This is a genomic window from Pseudomonas sp. PSKL.D1, from assembly GCF_028898945.1.
Lineage (GTDB): Bacteria > Pseudomonadota > Gammaproteobacteria > Pseudomonadales > Pseudomonadaceae > Aquipseudomonas.
Genome location: NZ_CP118607.1, coordinates 3,111,649 through 3,128,917, shown reverse-complemented (window position 1 = coordinate 3,128,917; position 17,269 = coordinate 3,111,649). Strand labels below are relative to the sequence as shown.

17 protein-coding genes are annotated in these 17,269 nt (G+C 64.4%); 12 read left to right on the top strand and 5 right to left on the bottom strand.

Features of this window, described 5'->3' with window-relative positions:
- Positions 1 to 36 precede the first annotated feature (36 nt).
- Positions 37 to 966, bottom strand: a complete 930-nt coding sequence (locus tag PVV54_RS13945; RefSeq protein WP_274905810.1) for a LysR substrate-binding domain-containing protein — start codon at positions 964 to 966, stop codon at positions 37 to 39.
- Positions 967 to 1,106: 140 nt separating this feature from the next.
- Here PVV54_RS13945 and gtdA point away from each other — a divergent pair, with 140 nt between their 5' ends.
- From gtdA to PVV54_RS13920, 5 genes are all read left to right on the top strand, one after another.
- Complete coding sequence (gene gtdA, locus PVV54_RS13940; protein ID WP_274905809.1) at positions 1,107 to 2,162, top strand: gentisate 1,2-dioxygenase; 1,056 nt, start codon at positions 1,107 to 1,109, stop codon at positions 2,160 to 2,162.
- Between the two features lie 18 nt (positions 2,163 to 2,180).
- Positions 2,181 to 2,879, top strand: a complete 699-nt coding sequence (locus PVV54_RS13935) for a fumarylacetoacetate hydrolase family protein (RefSeq protein ID WP_274905808.1) — start codon at positions 2,181 to 2,183, stop codon at positions 2,877 to 2,879.
- A gap of 61 nt (positions 2,880 to 2,940) precedes the next feature.
- Positions 2,941 to 4,293, top strand: a complete 1,353-nt coding sequence (locus PVV54_RS13930; protein ID WP_274905807.1) for an MFS transporter — start codon at positions 2,941 to 2,943, stop codon at positions 4,291 to 4,293.
- An 18-nt stretch (positions 4,294 to 4,311) separates the two neighbouring features.
- Positions 4,312 to 4,953, top strand: a complete 642-nt coding sequence (maiA, locus tag PVV54_RS13925; RefSeq protein WP_274905806.1) for a maleylacetoacetate isomerase — start codon at positions 4,312 to 4,314, stop codon at positions 4,951 to 4,953.
- A gap of 25 nt (positions 4,954 to 4,978) precedes the next feature.
- Positions 4,979 to 6,172, top strand: coding sequence for a 3-hydroxybenzoate 6-monooxygenase (locus tag PVV54_RS13920; RefSeq protein ID WP_274905805.1), 1,194 nt, complete (start codon positions 4,979 to 4,981; stop codon positions 6,170 to 6,172).
- Positions 6,173 to 6,294: 122 nt separating this feature from the next.
- Here PVV54_RS13920 and PVV54_RS13915 read toward each other — a convergent pair whose 3' ends face one another.
- Complete coding sequence (locus PVV54_RS13915; RefSeq protein ID WP_274905804.1) at positions 6,295 to 7,212, bottom strand: LysR family transcriptional regulator; 918 nt, start codon at positions 7,210 to 7,212, stop codon at positions 6,295 to 6,297.
- Between the two features lie 119 nt (positions 7,213 to 7,331).
- Between PVV54_RS13915 and PVV54_RS13910 the strand changes: the two genes are divergently transcribed.
- The 3 genes from PVV54_RS13910 (at position 7,332) to PVV54_RS13900 (ending at position 10,035) form a co-directional block, all read left to right on the top strand.
- A complete protein-coding gene (locus tag PVV54_RS13910) occupies positions 7,332 to 8,090 on the top strand; it encodes a 5-oxoprolinase subunit PxpA (protein ID WP_274905803.1) in 759 nt (252 codons plus the stop codon).
- An 89-nt stretch (positions 8,091 to 8,179) separates the two neighbouring features.
- Positions 8,180 to 9,067 (top strand): 5-oxoprolinase subunit B family protein, encoded by an 888-nt coding sequence (locus PVV54_RS13905; protein WP_274905802.1) that lies wholly within the window; start codon positions 8,180 to 8,182, stop codon positions 9,065 to 9,067.
- Entirely contained in the window at positions 9,064 to 10,035 is a 972-nt protein-coding gene (locus PVV54_RS13900; RefSeq protein ID WP_274905801.1) for a 5-oxoprolinase subunit C family protein, read from the top strand. The genes PVV54_RS13905 and PVV54_RS13900 overlap by 4 nt, the downstream gene beginning before the upstream one ends.
- Before the next feature lie 15 nt (positions 10,036 to 10,050).
- Here the strand turns inward: PVV54_RS13900 and PVV54_RS13895 are convergent, their stop codons facing one another.
- From PVV54_RS13895 to PVV54_RS13885, 3 genes are all read right to left on the bottom strand, one after another.
- Entirely contained in the window at positions 10,051 to 10,695 is a 645-nt protein-coding gene (locus PVV54_RS13895) for an isochorismatase family protein (RefSeq protein WP_274905800.1), read from the bottom strand.
- Between the two features lie 46 nt (positions 10,696 to 10,741).
- On the bottom strand, positions 10,742 to 11,671 hold the full coding sequence (locus tag PVV54_RS13890) for a DMT family transporter (protein ID WP_274905799.1): 930 nt from the start codon (positions 11,669 to 11,671) through the stop codon (positions 10,742 to 10,744).
- A 292-nt stretch (positions 11,672 to 11,963) separates the two neighbouring features.
- Positions 11,964 to 12,557: a helix-turn-helix domain-containing protein gene (locus PVV54_RS13885; RefSeq protein ID WP_258652312.1), complete on the bottom strand. Its 594-nt coding sequence runs from the start codon at positions 12,555 to 12,557 to the stop codon at positions 11,964 to 11,966.
- Positions 12,558 to 12,874: 317 nt separating this feature from the next.
- Here PVV54_RS13885 and glnT point away from each other — a divergent pair, with 317 nt between their 5' ends.
- The 4 genes from glnT to PVV54_RS13865 all read left to right on the top strand — a co-directional run bounded on the left by glnT (position 12,875) and on the right by PVV54_RS13865 (position 17,224).
- The gene (gene glnT / locus PVV54_RS13880; protein WP_274905798.1) at positions 12,875 to 14,209 is read left to right on the top strand and encodes a type III glutamate--ammonia ligase; all 1,335 of its coding nucleotides are present in this window, start codon (positions 12,875 to 12,877) and stop codon (positions 14,207 to 14,209) included.
- A gap of 66 nt (positions 14,210 to 14,275) precedes the next feature.
- A complete protein-coding gene (locus PVV54_RS13875) occupies positions 14,276 to 15,181 on the top strand; it encodes a class II glutamine amidotransferase (protein ID WP_274905797.1) in 906 nt (301 codons plus the stop codon).
- Between the two features lie 27 nt (positions 15,182 to 15,208).
- Positions 15,209 to 15,883 carry a GltB/FmdC/FwdC-like GXGXG domain-containing protein gene (locus PVV54_RS13870; protein WP_274905796.1) on the top strand — a complete coding sequence of 225 codons (675 nt, stop codon included), beginning with the start codon at positions 15,209 to 15,211 and terminating at the stop codon, positions 15,881 to 15,883.
- Between the two features lie 15 nt (positions 15,884 to 15,898).
- A complete protein-coding gene (locus tag PVV54_RS13865) occupies positions 15,899 to 17,224 on the top strand; it encodes an FMN-binding glutamate synthase family protein (protein ID WP_274905795.1) in 1,326 nt (441 codons plus the stop codon).
- Positions 17,225 to 17,269: the final 45 nt, after the last annotated feature.

Below are 17,269 nucleotides of genomic sequence, written 5' to 3'. Positions count from 1 at the left end.
AGGGAGCAGGGCGCAGAGAGGCACTTCCGCCGAGGGTTACGCCACCCGCCGTATCGGCACCCGAGCCGCTTCGCGCAAGCTCTCCAGCAAATCGAGCACCGCCCCCTCGATATGTGGCTCATCCCGCCAGCACATGCCAATCGACCCTTCAGCCTCCAGCTCAAAATCCAGCCGTTTCAACAACCCGCGCCCATGAAAATGCTCCGCCACCCGCCCGGACGCCACCGACAGCATGTCGCTGTTCTGCATCAGCCATAGGTTGGCCATCAGCGAGGATGATTCGATCCTGCAGGGCAGGGGTTTGCGCCCGGCGTTGCTCAAGGCGGTGTCCAGCCGGTTGCGGATCGGCGTGGCCGGGGGCCACAGCAGCCAGTCGTACTGGTACAGGTCGTCCCAGCTCAAACCTTGGCGCTGGGCCAAGGGGTGGTCGGGCCGGGCCACCACCTGCATCGGTTCGCGAAACAGCATTTCGCTGTGCAGCGCCTGGCTGGGCTGGTAGTTGTCGACGCGGCCGACCACCACGTCCAGTTGCCCCAGTTGCAGGCGTTCGAGCAGCACGTTCATGGTGCTTTCCTGCAGCGACACATGCGCTTTCGGGTGCTTTTCAAGGAAATACAGGATCGCATCGGGCACCAGGCTTGGCGCCGAGGCGGGGGAGGTGCCGATGGTCACGTTGGGCGTGTTGCCTTCGCGCAGGGCGTCAAGGTTGCTTTGCGCACGCGACATCTCGCTGAGAATGCGCCGGGCATGGTTGACCAGCAACGTGCCTTCGGCGGTTGGGCGCAGGCCGCGGGCGTGGCGTTCGAACAGCAGGGCGCCGGCGTCTTCTTCCAGCTCCTTGAGGAACTTCGACAGCCCGGGCTGGGTGGTGTAGGCCTGGCGCGCGGTGTCGCTGAGGTTGCCGGTTTCGGCCAGGGTCACGAGCAGCTGAAGGTGGCGTGGACGCAGGCGGCGGGTCCAGTGCATGGCGGTAATCCCATTCTTTTTATCGTATGACTGCATACGAAAATATCATTTTTTATGTATGGCAGGTGGGCGTTTAATCAAACCCACAACGGGGCGCTGCCACGCCATCAGCCCCATCACAGCCCACCACAGGTGACGCGATGAATAACAACGACAACATCGGTTCGGCCCGCGCCGACTTCTATCAACGCATCGACACCCAGGCACTGTTCCCGCTATGGGAGCAATTGCACAACCTGGTGCCGCCCCAGCCAACCACCCCCTGTGTACCTGCCCTCTGGCGATTCAGCGAGGTGCGCCCGTACCTGATGGAAGCCGGCCAACTGATCAGCGCCGAAGAGGCGGTGCGCCGGGTGCTGGTGCTGGAGAACCCGGGCATCCGTGGCCAGGCGTCGATCACCCCGAGCCTGTATGCCGGCCTGCAGTTGATTTTGCCGGGCGAGATCGCGCCCAGCCACCGCCACAGCCAGTCGGCCTTGCGCTTTGTGGTGGAAGGCCAGGGCGCCTACACCGCGGTGAACGGCGAGCGCACCACCATGCACCCGGGCGATTTCATCATCACCCCGTCGATGACCTGGCACGACCATGGCAACCCCAGCGAAGCGGATGGCGGTGAGCCGGTGATCTGGCTCGACGGGCTGGACATCCCCACCGTGCGCTTCTTTGGCGCCGGTTTTGCCGAGAACTACCCCGAAGCGGTGCAACCGGTCAGCCGCCCGGAGGGCAACAGCCTGGCCCGCTATGGCGCCAACATGCTGCCGCTGCGCCATGACGTGCGGGGCGCCACCTCGCCGATCTTCAGCTACCCCTATGCCCGCACCCGTGAAGCGCTGGCCACCCTAGAGCGCCAGGGCGAGGTGGATGCGTGGGACGGCGTGAAGCTGCGCTATGTCAACCCTGTGACTGGCGGTTGGGCGATGCCGACCATCGGTACCTGCATGCAACTGCTGCCACGTGGCTTTGCCGGCAAGACCGCGCGCTGCACCGACGCCACGGTTTACTCCGTGGTCGAAGGGCGGGGCCGGGCAATCATCGGCGGGCAAACCTTCCACTTCGAACCCAAAGACACCTTCGTGGTGCCGAGCTGGGCGCCGCTGAGCCTGCAGGCCGACGACGAATGCGTGCTGTTCAGCTACTCCGACCGCCCCGTGCAGGAGGCCCTTGGGCTGCTGCGCGAAGCCCGCGAAAACCATTGATCCCAGAGAGCCCCTGCCATGACTTACCTGTTTGAGCCTGCCGCCGTCACCAGCCTGCCCATTGCCGACAGCGAGCAACAATTCCCCGTGCGCCGCGTGTACTGCGTGGGCCGCAACTACGCCGCCCACGCCCGCGAGATGGGTTTTGACCCCGACCGCGAGCCGCCGTTCTTCTTCTGCAAACCGGCCGACGCCGTGGTCCCGGTGGCCAACGGCCAGACGCTGGAGCTGCCATACCCGGCCGAAACCACCAACTACCACTACGAAATCGAGCTGGTCGCGGCCATCGGCAAAGGCGGGCGCAACATCCCGCTGGAGCAGGCCAACGAACACGTGTTCGGCTACGCCGTGGGCCTGGACATGACCCGCCGCGACCTGCAGATGAAGATGCGCGAAATGGGCCGCCCGTGGGAAATCGGCAAGGCGTTCGATGCGTCGGCGCCGATTGCCCCACTGTACCCGGCCAGCCAGGTGGGCCACCCCACCCAAGCTGCGCTCTGGCTGCAGGTCGAAGGCCAGGACCGCCAACGCAGCGATATCGACAAGCTGATCTGGTCGGTACCGGAAACCATCGCCTACCTGTCGCGCTTTTTCGAACTGCAGCCAGGTGACCTGATCATGACCGGCACGCCGGAAGGCGTTGGCCCGGTGGTGGCGGGCGAACTGATGGTCGGCGGTGTCGATGGATTGGGCGAAATCAGCGTCCGCGTCATCTGACACGCCTTGCCCACGCTTCAGATGAGGCCTGCGCCAATGCGCAGGCCCGGAGGTTTCGCTCATGTCTTCCACCGACAACAACAATACCGTGGATGTACAACGCTTCATCGACAGCCAACCCGTGACTGCCTTTCAGTGGCGCGTGCTGTTGTTGTGTTTTCTGGTGACGGCCATCGATGGCCTGGACACCGCTGCCATCGGCTTTATTGCCCCGGCCTTGCGCGAGCACTGGCAGCTTGGCGCCGCCGAACTCGGCCCGGTGCTGGGGGCGGCGCTGGTCGGCCTGATGCTCGGCGCGTTCATGGCCGGGCCGCTGGCTGACCGCTTTGGCCGCAAGCGCGTGCTGTTGCTGTCGGTGGCCTGCTTCGGCACGTTCAGCCTGGCCGCCGCGTTTGCCCAGGACCTGCACAGCCTGGCCCTGCTGCGGTTTTTGACCGGGTTGGGGTTGGGCGGTGCGATGCCCAATGCCATCACCCTGACGTCGGAGTACTGCCCTCAGCGGCGCCGTTCGCTGATGGTCACTGGCATGTTCTGCGGGTTTACCCTGGGCTCGGCCTTGGGCGGCGTGGTGGCGGCGCAGATGCTGCCGGTGTTTGGCTGGCGCAGCGTGCTGTTGCTGGGCGGCGTGCTGCCCTTGGCGCTGTTGCCGGTGCTGGTGCTGGCGTTGCCCGAGTCGGTGCGCTTTCTGGCGCGGCGCAACCCGCGTGATGTGAGGGCGCTGGCCACTTTGGGGCAGATCGCCCCACTGCCAGCGGGCTGCCAGCAACTGCACATCGAGGCGGAGGACGAGGGGCATTCCCCCGTGCGGCAGATCCTTGCGACACCCCTGCGTCGCGGCACGCTGGCATTGTGGCTGACCTTTTTCATGAGCCTTTTGATCATCTACGGCATGACCAACTGGCTGCCGCTGCTGGTCAAGGACACCGGCCTCACCCTCAGCCAGGCCGCGTTGGTCAGCGCGCTGTTCCAGATTGGCGGCACGCTTGGGGCGCTGTGCCTGGGCGCAGCCATGGACCGTTTCGACCCGCACCATGTGCTGGCGCTGGCGTTGCTCGGCGGCGCCGGTTGCCTGTTCGCCATCGGCCAAAGCCACGGTGACTACGCGCTGCTGGGGTTGAGCGTGGCCGGCATGGGCTTTTGCATCAGCGGTTCGCAGGTGGGCGCCAATGCCCTGGCGGCCGCCTTCTACCCCACCAGCAGCCGTGCCACAGGCGTCAGCTGGGCCCATGGGGTAGGGCGCATCGGTTCGGTGTGCGGCACCTTTGGCGGCGCGCTGTTGCTGGACGCCGGGCTCACCTTCGAGCTGCTGTTCGGTGTGCTGATGCTGCCTGCCGTGATCGGCGCAGCGGCCATTTTCTTCAAGGGGGCTCGGCCGGCCACGGCTGCGTGCCCCAACACCCACGCCACGCTCTGATCGAGCAGGACTACTGCCATGCAGCTTTACAGCTTTTTCAACAGCTCCACCTCTTACCGGGTGCGCATCGCCCTGGCCCTCAAAGGCCTGGAAGTGGACTACCACGGCGTCAACCTGCGCGCCGGTGAACAGCGCCAGCCACAGCACCGTGAACTCAGCCCGATTGGTGGCGTGCCGGTACTGGTGCGTGACGATGGCCTCAGCCTGACCCAGTCCCTGGCGATCATCGATTACCTCGACGCCCTGTACCCCCAGGCGCCATTGCTGCCCGCCGAGCCGCTGGCACGGGCACGGGTGCTGGAAGCCGCCCAGCTCATTGCCTGCGACATCCACCCGCTGAACAACGTGCGCGTGCTGGGTTACCTGCAACAGGTGCTCGAAGTCGCCCCCGAAGAGAAGGACCGTTGGTACGCCCACTGGGTGGCTGAAGGCCTGACGGCGCTGGAAGTGCTGCTGCAGCGTCATGGCCAGGGCCCGTACTGCTTCGGTGACAAGCCGACCGTGGCCGACTGCTGCCTGGTGCCCCAGGTGGCCAATGCCGAACGCCTGGGCTGCGACCTGCAGGCCTACCCGCAAGTGATGGCGGTGTACCAGCACTGCCTGGCCCAGCCGGCTTTCCAGCTTGCCGCACCGGGCCGCCAGCCTGACTTCATCCAATAAGAACGTATTGAAGGAGATCCGAACCATGACTGCCCAACAACAAAAAGTCATCATCGTGGGTGGCGGCATCGGCGGCCTGGCCGCGGCCCAGGCCCTGACCGCCCAAGGTATCGCCGTGTTGCTGCTGGAACAGGCCGACCATATCGGTGAAATCGGCGCCGGCATCCAGCTTGGCCCAAACGCCTACGCGGCGCTGGATGCCCTGGGCGTGGGTGAGGCGGCGCGCAACCGTTCGGTGTTCACCGACCATTTGATCATGATGGACGCCATCGACGCCCACGAAGTGGGCCGCATTGAAGTGGGCGAAGCCTTCCGCCAGCGTTTCGGCAACCCCTACGGCGTGATCCATCGGGCCGACATCCACCTGTCGATTCTGGAAGCCGTACGCCAGAACCCGCTGATCCGCTTCCAGACCTCCACCCACATTGCCGGCATGGAGATGGACGACCGCGGCGTGACGCTGATCGACAGCCACGGCAACCGTTACCAGGCTGACGCGGTGATTGGCTGCGACGGCGTCAAGTCGGTGGTGCGCGAGCGCATGGTCGGCGACCAGGCCCGGGTCACCGGCCACGTGGTGTACCGCGCCGTGGTGGATGTGCAGAACATGCCCGAAGACCTGCGCGTCAACGCCCCGATGCTGTGGGCCGGCCCGCATTGCCATCTGGTGCATTACCCGCTGCGCGGCGGCCAGCAGTACAACCTGGTGGTGACCTTCCACAGCCGCAACGAAGAGCAGTGGGGCGTGACCGACGGCAGCAAGGACGAGGTGCTGTCGTACTTCGACGGCATTCACGAACGCCCGCGGCAGATGCTCGACCGGCCAACGTCGTGGCGCCGCTGGGCCACCGCCGACCGCGACCCGGTGGAGCGCTGGGGCGAGGGCCGCGCCACCTTGCTGGGCGATGCCGCCCACCCGATGACCCAGTACCTGGCGCAAGGCGCGTGCATGGCGCTGGAGGACGCGGTGGTGCTGGGGCAGGCAGTGAAAGCCTGTGAGCACGATTTGCCGGCAGCGTTCCGTTTGTACGAATCGATACGTATCCCACGTACTGCCCGGGTGTTGTGGTCGGCGCGGGAGATGGGGCGGCTGTATCACGCCAAGGGGGTTGAGCGTTTGGTGCGCAACCAGTTGTGGGAAGGCCGTAGCCAGGCGCAGTTTTACGATGCGGTGCAGTGGCTTTATGGCTGGGGGATCGATAGCTGCATGAAACGCTGAGGCACCTTTGGGGCGTTTGCGCATGTTTGTAGGAGCGGCTTGAGCCGCGAACACCGGCGAAGCCGGTGCCATCCACCGCGTCGTCTGCATCGCGGATAAATCCGCTCCTGCAAGCCAGCGTTTCAGCGCCGGGCTGAAAGCTGCTGCGGCGCCAGAAACGCATCATGGAAGTAGTTACGCACCGCCTGCATCGCCGGGCTGAACGCCCGCTCCCGGTGCCAGGCCAGGCCTACGCTCATCGGCGTAACCGGGTCGCTGATGGTGACCGTTTCGATGCGCTTGCCCTCCAGCGACCACGGCCTGTGCACCAGGTCCGACAAAATGGCCACGCCACTGCCATTGGCCACCATGCTGCGCACCGCTTCGACCGAGCTGGTGCGCACCCGCACGGTGGGCCGCTGGCCGGCGTGCTCCCAATAGCGCATGGCACTTTGTTCGGCCTCGTCCACCGTCAGCAGAATGAAAGGCTCGCGCGCCACATCGGCCAGGCTGACAGCCGAGCGCTCACACAACGGATGATGGCTGGGCAGCCACAGCCGCCGTTCGGAGTTGAAGAGGGTTTCTGACACGATATCCGGGTGGGTGAGGTTGGCCGTCAGTACCACGGCCATGTCGAAACGCCCCTCCAGCAACCCGTGCTCGATGGCGCTGCGCTCTTGTTCATGCACCTGCAGCGTCACATCCGGGTGCCAGTGTTCCAGGCGCTGCAAATGGTGGGGTAAAAAGTAACCCAGCACCGTGTAGCTCGCTGCCAGGCGCAACAGGCCACTGGCGCGCACATCCGGCAGCGGGCTGTTCAACGCATCGTCAACGCTGCGCAAAATCACATAGGCACGGTTCAGAAAATGCCGGCCCGCATCGGTCAGGCTCATGCCCTGTGCCGAGCGCTGGAACAACAGCACGCCCAGGATGGCTTCCAGTTCCTTGATCGCGGTGGTCACCGCCGATTGGGAGATGTTCAGGTGATGCGCCGCCTGGGAAATCTGGCCGATCTCGGCGGTGGCGACAAAGTAGCGGACCTGGCGCAAGGTCAACGACACGGTGTGGCTCCCTGGTATCTGATTTTCAGAAGGTGCCCCCTCTGTTTATAAATCTTCCCAAGGGGGTGCGCAGAATTTAACGTGGCCTGCACGCAGTCACAAGCGCCAGGAGATCAGGCATGCAGGCAGTGGATTTCAATTCGGACATGGGTGAAGGCTTTGGCCCATGGACCATCGGCGACGGTGTCGACAATGAACTGATGGCCTTTATCAGTTCAGCCAATATCGCCACCGGCTTCCATGCCGGCGACCCCGGCACCATGCGCCGCACCGTCGAGCGCGCCAAGGCGTTGGGGGTGGCGGTGGGTGCCCACCCAGGGTTTCGCGACCTGGTTGGCTTTGGCCGCCGGCACATCAACGCGCCTGCCCAGGAACTGGTCGACGACATGCTGTATCAGTTGGGGGCACTGCGCGAAATCGCCCGTGCCCAGGGCGTGAGCCTGCAGCACATCAAGCCCCACGGCGCGCTTTACATGCACCTGGCCCGCGACGAAGAAGCCGCGCGGTTGCTGGTGGAAAACCTGCGCGTTATTGAGCCCGAGCTGTTGCTGTATTGCATGCCCGGCTCGGTGATTTGCCGTATCGCCCAGTCGCTAGGCCAGCCGGTGGTGCGCGAGTTCTACGCCGACCGTGAGTATGACCTGAGCGGCTCGATCGTGTTCACCCGCAACGTACGGGGTTATGAGCCGCAACATGTCGCCGACCGTGTGCTGCGTGCCTGTCAGCAAGGCATGGTACGCACGGTGGAAGGGCAGGACCTGGCCATCGAGTTCGATTCCATCTGCCTGCACAGCGACACCCCGGGCGCCCTGTGCCTGGTCGAAGCCACGCGTGCGGCGCTGGACGGCGCGGGCATCCAGGTTCGCGCGCCGCGTTGAGACAACAAGGCACACGGCGCACAGACGCCGTTGCCGCACCGCATTGTTATTGCCTGCCTTACGATAAAGATTCCAAAAAAGGAGCAGACATGGCCGAGCCGCTTGCCACTACCCCGATCCGCTACAGCTTCGGTGCGGATGAACACTTGTTTGCCGAAGTCAGTGACAGCATGTCGCTGGAAGCGTTTTTCAAAGGCATGGCCGTTACCCGCGCCGTGGAGCGCCTGGCGTTGGACGGCGTGCTCGACATCTGCCTGGCCAACGCGTCGTTCCAGATCCGCTTCGACCCTGACCGCATTGCCCCGCAGGCTCTGCTGGAAGCGGTGCAGGGCGCTGAAGCCGAAGCGGTGGCGGAACGCTCGCTGAGTACACGAATCATCGAAATCCCGGTGCTGTACAACGACCCCTGGACCCACGAAACCCTGATGCGTTTTCGCGACCGCCACCAGGACCCGGCCAGTACCGACCTGGAATACGCCGCGCGCATCAACGGCCTGGCTGATGTCGAGGCGTTCATTGCAGCTCACAGCGGCGCACCCTGGTTCGTGTCGATGGTCGGGTTTGTTGCCGGCCTGCCGTTCATGTTCCAGATGGTCGAGCGCGAGCGCCAGTTGCAGGTGCCCAAGTACCTGCGCCCGCGCACCGACACGCCGAAACTCACCTTGGGCCATGGCGGTTGCTTCGGCTGCATTTATTCGGTGCGCGGCGCGGGTGGCTATCAGATGTTCGGCGTGACACCGGCGCCGATCTACGACCCGCAGCAAAGCTTGCCTTACCTGAAAGAGCACATGGTGTTCTTCCGCCCCGGCGACATCGTGCAGTTCAAGCCCATCGACCGCCGCACCTACGACCAGGCAGTAGCGGATGTGGAGGATGGCCGTTTCGACCTGCGCATTCGCCCTGTGGAGTTTTCCCTGGACGCCTTCCTCGCCGACCCGGTCGGTTACCCCAGAACGCTGCAGGAGGTGCTGGCATGATCAAGGTACTCAAACCTGGCCTGGCCACCTCGGTGCAGGACCTGGGCCGCGAAGGCTATTACCACCTGGGCATCCCGCCGTCCGGGGCGCTGGACCAATACGCCTTGCGTGCGGCCAACCACCTGGTCGGTAACCCGGCAGGCGCTGCTGGCCTCGAATGTGCGTTGGTCGGCCCGGAACTGGAGTTTCAGCACGATGCCCTGGTGGCAGTGTGCGGCGCGCAGATGCCGGCGCTGCTCGATGGCCGCGAGCAGTACCCGGACACCGCCTTCGCGGTCAGGGCAGGGCAAGTGCTGCGCTTTGGCTTCCCCACGGCCGGTGCCCGGGCTTACCTGGCGGTAGCCGGTGGCATTGATGTGCCCGAGGTGTTGGGTAGCCGTTCGACCTATGCCCTTGGGGCGCTGGGTGGGTTGCAGGGGCGCAAGTTGATGGCCGGTGACGTACTGCCAGTCGGCGTGGCCAGCGGCAAGGGCCGAGCGGGTGCCAGCCTGCCCATGGCCTTGCGCCAGTCATTGGGCGGGGAGGTGGTGCTGCGCGTGGTGCCGGGGCTGTATTTCCACCGTTTGACGCAAACTGCTGCGCAAAGCTTCTTCACCGAGGCGTGGACGGTCGGCTCCGAAGCGGACCGCATCGGCTACCGCTACAAGGGCGGCACTGCACTGAGCTTCCAGCCGCGTGAACAGCCGTTTGGCGCGGGGTCGGACCCTTCCAACATTGTCGACAGCTGCTACCCGATCGGCTCGATCCAGGTGCCGGCCGGGCTGGAGCCAATCATTTTGCATCGCGATGCGGTATCGGGTGGCGGCTACGCCATGATTGGCACGGTGATCAGTGCAGACCTGGATTTGATCGGGCAGATGCAGCCCAATCAGCAAGCGCGGTTTTTGGCGGTGAGCCTGGACGAGGCTTTGCAGGCGCGGCGGTCATACAAGAAAAAGCTTGCTTGCCTGGGCCGGCTGTTTGGTTGACCGGATAAGCAGGCCTCATGGCGCCTTGATCACCGCCAGCTGGTGATCAAGCGCTGCTTCGTCCCCGCACAGAATGACGCCTTCGGCGGCCAGTTCACCGCAGGCGCTGATAGCACCCTCGTGCGTCAGCGCGCGGCAAGCCGGTAAGTACAGCAACACCGCAAACCCCGCCTTGCGCAACTGCAAGGCGGTGGTGCGCACGCAATAATCGAGGGCCAACCCGCCGACGATCACCGCGCCCACCTGGTTGACCTTGAGGTACTCGATTACCCCGGTAGTGCGGCGCTCGGCCAGGTCGTGGTAGCAGGCGCCGTAAGGGTGCAAGTCAGGCTCGACGCCTTTCCATACAAAATAATCGTAATCGATCGGTGCGGGCAGGCCGGGCAGCAGTTCGAAACCCGCTGTGCCCGGCACACAATGGCTGACCCAGGTCAGGTCGGCATTGGCCAGTTGCAGCGGTTGCAGCATCTTGGCCCGATCAGCCACCACCCACACGGCATTGGCCGGGTGGGCGTCCTTGCTGCCCAGGCGCAGGTCGGCACGTTGGGCCATGGCGTTGAGGTCTTCAGCAATCTCGTTGCCCTCAGGCACCGGCAGTTCGTGTGGGGCGTTGGCGGTAAAGCCGTTTTGCGCGTCGACATCGAAGCTGGCGATCTTCATGGGGCACGTCCTCGCTGACAATTCGGCACAGTGTACCGAACTGCACTCAATGTGCGCAGCGGCTGGTATCACCTTGCGCTGCAGGTGCTGCCCGCCAGGCCGCCAGGACCGTTGCCAGCACGATCAACGCCGCGCCGGCGGCCATGCGCACGCTCGGCTGCTCGCCAAACAGCCACCAGGCGCCAAGGATGGCGTACACCGGCTCCAGCGCGATGATCATGCCCGCCGTGCGCGCCTCAAGGCCTTCCAGGCTCTTGACGAACAGGAACTGCGACAGCCCGGTGCAGAACACACCCAGCAACGCCAGGTTGACCCAGTCGCTGCCCGCCAGGCTGGTGCTGCCCAGCTGGGTAAAGGCAAACGGCCCCACCAGCATGGCCACCACCACGTTCTGCCAGAAAGCCACCTGCATCGCGTTCATGCTTGAAGCGCGGCGGCGGTTGGCCACGGTCAGCAGCGCGAAGGCCAGGCCGGATGCCAGGCCCCAGAGCAGGCCGATGGTGCCCTTGTCGAGCAAGTCGAAGGTCGGCACCACCAACACCAGGCCGGTGGTGACCATCATCAGCAACAGCGCCTGGGTGGCGCCGATGCGCTGGCCGAACACGCTACGCTCGATCAGCGCGATGAAGGCGGGGAAGCTGGCGAAACCTAGCGTTGCCACCGCCACACCGCCCACCTTCACCGCAATGAAAAAGGTCACCCAGTGCGCCGCCAGCAGAGCGCCGGTCAGGCCAAGGATGGGCAGGTTGCGCAGGGTCAGGGCGTCAAGCAGGCGCGTGCCCTTGAGCCCGGCAACAAAGCCCAGTGCAATAAAGGCGAAGGTGGCGCGGCCAAAGGTGATGATGCTGGCGTCGGCATCGATCAGGTGGCCAAGAATGCCCGTCAGGCCGAACAGCACAGCGGCCAGGTGGGCGACGAGCAGGGCGTTACGGTGGCCGGTGGCAGCACCGGCTACGGGCAGTGAGGTAGCGATCATGGCAGTTAAAGTCTTCACAATAGGCGCGCGCATGCACTCCCGGCTGCGCAACGCGGGTCTTCAATTCTGGGAGTTTTATCGTTATGAGCCCGGGCGAACTGCCCGGTGCAAAAAGGCGCCACAGCGTTGGAATTGTGAAGCGAGGCTGCTTACTCGCAAGTACGGCGCCTGCCAGCCCACGGCGCGGGGCTGGCAGGTGTGAGTATTATTTTTGTATACAGAGATACGAAGCCGATTGCGGGCGACGTGTGCTTGTCAGATCGCGACATCAGGGCTGCCTGCCAGCGCCGCGTCATTCGTCGCCGTAGTTCATGATCGACAGCAGGCGAATCGGCACCTGCACCAGTTGCTCTGGCCCATGGGGCGTTTCGCCGTCGAAGGTCAGGCTGTCGCCGGCATGCATGTGGTACAGCTGGTTGCCGTGGCGGTACACCAGTTCACCTTCGAGCAAATGCAGAAACTCCGTGCCCGGGTGGGCGAAGGTGGGGAATTCCTCGCTGGCGTCATCCATGCTCACCATGTACGCCTCGAAGTTCTTCTTCGGCCCCCTGGCGTGATTGAGCAAATGGTAGGTGTGGCCTTTCTCGGTGCCGCGGCGCACTACCTCCAGGCCTTCGCCGGCCTTCACCAGCAGCGCATTGCCATCAGGCTGGTCGTATTGGCTGAACAGTTTGGCCATGGGCATGCCCAGCACGTCGCACAGGCGGCTGAGGGTGTCGAGGCTGGTGGATACCTGCGCGTTTTCGATTTTGCTGAGCATGCCTTGGCTGATGCCGGCAATGCGTGCCACATCGGCCAGTTTCAGCGACTGGGCCTGCCGTTGGCGTTTGATCTGCAAGCCCAGGTACTGCTCCAGGCGAAGGCGTGGTTCGGTTTCGGTCGACATCCAGGATCCTGCACGGTTTCAGTTCAAGAATAAAGATTTCGCACTGGGAAAGTGCAATCAGCGGCTGCATGGGCCGCTGTTTTCCTCAGGTGAAAACAAGTTTCCCATATCTATAGAAGAAATGCCTGCGTCATGGCGGATGGCCTCATCGCGGCGGTCCGACGTCTCGGTAAATCCGCTCCTACGGGCCCTGTAGGAGCGGATTTATCCGCGATGAGGCAAACAACATTCCAAAGTTGGCAAGCCCATTGCATTCCTGATAGGAAAGTAAGTTTCTCATGCGGAATCATTGCCCCTTACCCAGGAGTGTCCAACCCATGTTGCCAGCAGAAACCCAGCGCACCCTCGACCAGCACGGTATCAAGTATGTGCTGGCGCAGTTCGTCGATATCCATGGCTCGGCGAAAACCAAGTCGGTGCCGGTCTCGGGCCTGAAGATGGTGGCCGAAGAGGGCGCCGGCTTTGCCGGGTTTGCCATCTGCGGCATGGGCATGGAGCCGCACGGCCCGGATTTCATGGCCCGTGGTGACTTGTCCACGCTGATACCGGTGCCGTGGCAACCGGGCTATGGCCGGGTAGTGTGCGTGGGCCATGTCAACGGTCAGCCCTGGCCGTATGACAGCCGCTACGTGTTGCAGCAGCAGGTGCAGCGCCTGGCCGACAAAGGCTGGACGCTCAATACCGGGCTGGAACCCGAGTTCAGCCTGTTCCGCCGCGACGAAGGCGGGAAGCTGCAACTGGTGGACGCCTCCGACAACCTCGACAAGCCGTGCTACGACTACAAGGGCCTGTCACGCTCGCGGCTGTTCCTGGAGCGCCTCACCGAAGCGTTGCAGCCGGTGGGCTTTGACATCTACCAGATCGACCACGAAGACGCCAACGGCCAGTTCGAGATCAACTACACCTACAGCGACGCCATGGAGTCGGCCGACCGCTTCACATTCTTCCGCATGGCCGCCGGTGAAATCGCCAATGACCTGGGCATGATCTGCTCGTTCATGCCCAAGCCCGACCCCAAGCGTGCCGGCAACGGCATGCACTTCCACCTGTCGCTGGCCAGCAGCACCAACAAGAACCTGTTCCACGACCCCGCCGACAGCAGCGGCATGGGCCTGTCGAAACTGGCCTATCACTTTGCCGCTGGCCTGTTGGCCCACGGCCCGGCGCTGTGTGCGTTCGCGGCGCCTACGGTCAACTCCTACAAGCGGCTGGTAGTGGGCCGCTCGTTGTCTGGCGCCACCTGGGCCCCGGCCTTCGTGGCCTACGGCGCCAACAACCGTTCGGCGATGGTGCGTATCCCGTATGGCCGCCTGGAGTTCCGCCTGCCCGACGCCGGCTGCAACCCGTACCTGGTAACGGCCGCGATCATTGCTGCCGGCCTCGACGGCATCGACCGGCAGCTGGAGCCGGGCGAGATGTGCAACGAAAACCTCTACAACCTGAGCCTGGAAGAGATCGCCGCCCGCGGCATCAAGACCTTGCCGCAATCGCTCAAGGAAGCCGCCGACGCCCTGGAGGCCGACCCGCTGTTCCGCGAGGTGCTCGGCGCCGAGATCGTCGATGAGTTCATCAAGCTCAAGCGCATGGAATGGGTGGAGTACTGCCGCCACGTCTCCGACTGGGAAATCCAGCGCTACACCGAATTTTTCTGATTGCCCCCAATCCCCTGGGCGGCCATCACCCATGCGGCTGCCCACTGCCTCGTAAGGAGCACAACCATGTGTGGAATCGTAGGTCTGTACCTGAAAAAACCGGAGCTGGAGGCCCAATTGGGCAAGCTCTTCGAACCCATGCTGCAGGCCATGACCGACCGCGGCCCCGACAGCGCGGGCTTCGCCATCTATGGCGATGAAGTGGCCGATGGCTGGGTCAAGCTGACCCTGCAGGCCAGCAACGTCGACTTCCCCTGGGCCGATTTGATGGGCCAACTTGAAGGCCGCCTGGGCTGCTCGCTGGACTGGTTCCAGAACGCCAGCGCCGCCGTGCTCAAAGTGCATACCACTGAAGCGCAGGCCCGTGCGGCGCTGGCTGAACTGGCGCCGCAAGTGCGCATCATGAGCGCCGGGCAAAGCATCGAAATCCTCAAGGGCATGGGCTTGCCCGAAGAAATCTCCAGCCGTTTCGGCCTGGCTGGCATGAAGGGCAGCCACATCATCGGCCACACCCGCATGGCCACCGAAAGCGCCGTGACCATGGAAGGCAGCCACCCGTTTTCCACCGGCGCCGACCTGTGCCTGGTACACAACGGTTCGTTGTCCAACCACTTCCGCCTGCGCCAGGAACTCAAGCGCGAAGGCATCACGTTCGAAACCGATAACGACACCGAAGTGGCCGCCGGCTACCTGACCTGGCGCTTGCAGCAGGGCGACAGCCTGGCTCAGGCCCTGGACGGTGCGCTGGAAGACCTGGACGGCTTCTTCACCTTCGCCATCGGCACCCGCAACGGCTTTGCCGTGATCCGCGACCCGATTGCCTGCAAACCGGCCGTGCTGGCCGAAACCGATGACTACGTGGCCATGGCCTCCGAGTACCAGGCCCTGGCCAGCCTGCCGGGCATCGACAAGGCCAAGGTCTGGGAACCGGCGCCGGCCACCTTGTACGTCTGGGAGCGCGAAAGCGCCTGACCTGCCACCGAACCACGGGAGACCTTCATGAAAACGATCGACCTTTCCAGCGCCTCGGTGCGCGAACTCAACCAGGCCCTGCACGGCGACCTGCAGGACCGCGAATGGCAGGTCAGCCACCCGGGCGGAAAACACAACCTGGCCGTGGGCATCAACCAGGCCGTGTCGGTGGATATCGACGGCCACGCTGGCTACTACTGCGCCGGCATGAACCAGCAGGCCACCATCACCGTGCACGGCAACGTCGGCGTGGGCGTGGCCGAGAACATGATGTCCGGCACTGTACGGGTCAAGGGCAGCGCTTCCCAGGCTGCCGGCGCCACCGCCCATGGCGGCTTGCTGGTGATCGAAGGCGACGCCGGTGCCCGTTGCGGTATTTCCATGAAAGGCGTGGACATCGTGGTGGGCGGCAGCATCGGCCACATGAGCTGCTTCATGGGCCAGGCCGGGCGCCTGGTGGTGTGTGGCGATGCCGGTGATGCGCTGGGCGATTCGCTGTACGAGGTGCGCATTTACGTCAAAGGCGCGGTGCAGTCGCTGGGTTCGGACTGCATCGAAAAAGAAATGCGCGCCGAGCACCTGCAAGAGCTGCAGGAGCTGCTGAACAAAGCCGGCCTGGACCACAAGGCCGCCGATTTCAAACGCTACGGCTCGGCCCGCCAGCTGTACAACTTCAAAGTCGACAACGCCAGCGCGTACTGATTCAGGAGCACACCCATGAGCGAGCAAAACACCCCGGTACTGCGTGAGTCGGCCACCTTCGATCGCCTGACCATCCAGGAAATCCAGCGTGCCGCCGAAACCGGCATCTACGACATCCGCGGCGGCGGCACCAAACGCCGCGTGCCGCACTTCGACGACCTGCTGTTGCTGGGCGCCAGCGTGTCGCGCTACCCGCTGGAAGGCTACCGCGAAAAGTGCGGTACCGATGTAGTGCTGGGCACACGCTTCGCCAAGAAGCCGATCCACCTGAAAATCCCCGTGACCATCGCCGGCATGAGCTTTGGCGCGCTGTCGGCCAACGCCAAGGAGGCCTTGGGCCGTGGTGCGACCATTGCTGGCACCAGCACCACCACCGGTGATGGCGGCATGACCCCGGAAGAGCGCGGCCAGTCGCAACACCTGGTGTACCAGTACCTGCCGTCGCGCTACGGCATGAACCCCGATGACCTGCGCAAGGCCGACGCCATCGAGATCGTGCTGGGGCAGGGCGCCAAACCGGGTGGCGGCGGCATGTTGCTGGGCATGAAGGTCACCGAGCGGGTGGCTGGCATGCGTACCTTGCCGATTGGCGTGGACCAGCGCTCAGCCTGTCGCCACCCCGACTGGACCGGCCCGGACGACCTGGCCATCAAGATTGCCGAATTGCGCGAGATCACCGACTGGGAAAAACCCATCTACGTGAAAATCGGCGCCAGCCGCCCGTACTACGACGTCAAGCTGGCGGTGAAGGCCGGCGCCGATGTCATCGTGCTCGACGGCATGCAAGGCGGTACCGCCGCCACCCAGGAAGTGTTCATCGAGCACGTGGGCATCCCCATCCTGCCGGCCATCCCCCAGGCGGTGCAGGCGCTGCAGGAGATGGGCATGCACCGCAAGGTGCAGTTGATCGTCTCGGGCGGCATCCGCAACGGCGCTGACGTGGCCAAGGCCATGGCCTTGGGCGCTGACGCGGTGGCCATCGGCACGGCAGCGTTGATCGCGCTGGGCGACAACCACCCGCGTTTGGACAGCGAGCTGAAGAAGATCGGTTCGGCGGCGGGCTTTTATGACGACTGGCAGAACGGCCGCGATCCGGCGGGCATCACCACGCAAGACCCGGAGCTGGCCAAACGCCTGAACCCGGAAGAGGCGGGGCGCCGGTTGGCCAACTACCTGCGCGTACTGGTGCTGGAGGCACAGACCATGGCGCGGGCGTGTGGCAAATCGCACCTGCATAACCTCGACCCGGAGGACTTGGTGGCCTTGACCGTCGAGGCTGCGGCCATGGCCCGCGTGCCGTTGGCGGGCACGGCGTGGGTGCCGGGGCAGGCGCAGTACTGATTCACCAACCGGGGCCGCATTGCGGCCCCCTTCATTTGCACAGGA

Bases quoted from the DNA above. Each gene is read 5' to 3' on its own strand.
- PVV54_RS13890 (WP_274905799.1), bottom strand. From the start codon at position 11,671: ATGATCGCTACCTCACTGCCCGTAGCCGGTGCTGCCACCGGCCACCGT.
- PVV54_RS13895 (WP_274905800.1), bottom strand. From the start codon at position 10,695: ATGAAGATCGCCAGCTTCGATGTCGACGCGCAAAACGGCTTTACCGCC.
- PVV54_RS13935 (WP_274905808.1), top strand. From the start codon at position 2,181: ATGACTTACCTGTTTGAGCCTGCCGCCGTCACCAGCCTGCCCATTGCC.
- PVV54_RS13870 (WP_274905796.1), top strand. From the start codon at position 15,209: ATGAAAACGATCGACCTTTCCAGCGCCTCGGTGCGCGAACTCAACCAG.
- PVV54_RS13900 (WP_274905801.1), top strand. From the start codon at position 9,064: ATGATCAAGGTACTCAAACCTGGCCTGGCCACCTCGGTGCAGGACCTG.
- PVV54_RS13905 (WP_274905802.1), top strand. From the start codon at position 8,180: ATGGCCGAGCCGCTTGCCACTACCCCGATCCGCTACAGCTTCGGTGCG.
- PVV54_RS13875 (WP_274905797.1), top strand. From the start codon at position 14,276: ATGTGTGGAATCGTAGGTCTGTACCTGAAAAAACCGGAGCTGGAGGCC.
- glnT (WP_274905798.1), top strand. From the start codon at position 12,875: ATGTTGCCAGCAGAAACCCAGCGCACCCTCGACCAGCACGGTATCAAG.
- PVV54_RS13945 (WP_274905810.1), bottom strand. From the start codon at position 966: ATGCACTGGACCCGCCGCCTGCGTCCACGCCACCTTCAGCTGCTCGTG.
- PVV54_RS13930 (WP_274905807.1), top strand. From the start codon at position 2,941: ATGTCTTCCACCGACAACAACAATACCGTGGATGTACAACGCTTCATC.
- PVV54_RS13885 (WP_258652312.1), bottom strand. From the start codon at position 12,557: ATGTCGACCGAAACCGAACCACGCCTTCGCCTGGAGCAGTACCTGGGC.
- PVV54_RS13920 (WP_274905805.1), top strand. From the start codon at position 4,979: ATGACTGCCCAACAACAAAAAGTCATCATCGTGGGTGGCGGCATCGGC.
- gtdA (WP_274905809.1), top strand. From the start codon at position 1,107: ATGAATAACAACGACAACATCGGTTCGGCCCGCGCCGACTTCTATCAA.
- PVV54_RS13910 (WP_274905803.1), top strand. From the start codon at position 7,332: ATGCAGGCAGTGGATTTCAATTCGGACATGGGTGAAGGCTTTGGCCCA.
- maiA (WP_274905806.1), top strand. From the start codon at position 4,312: ATGCAGCTTTACAGCTTTTTCAACAGCTCCACCTCTTACCGGGTGCGC.
- PVV54_RS13865 (WP_274905795.1), top strand. From the start codon at position 15,899: ATGAGCGAGCAAAACACCCCGGTACTGCGTGAGTCGGCCACCTTCGAT.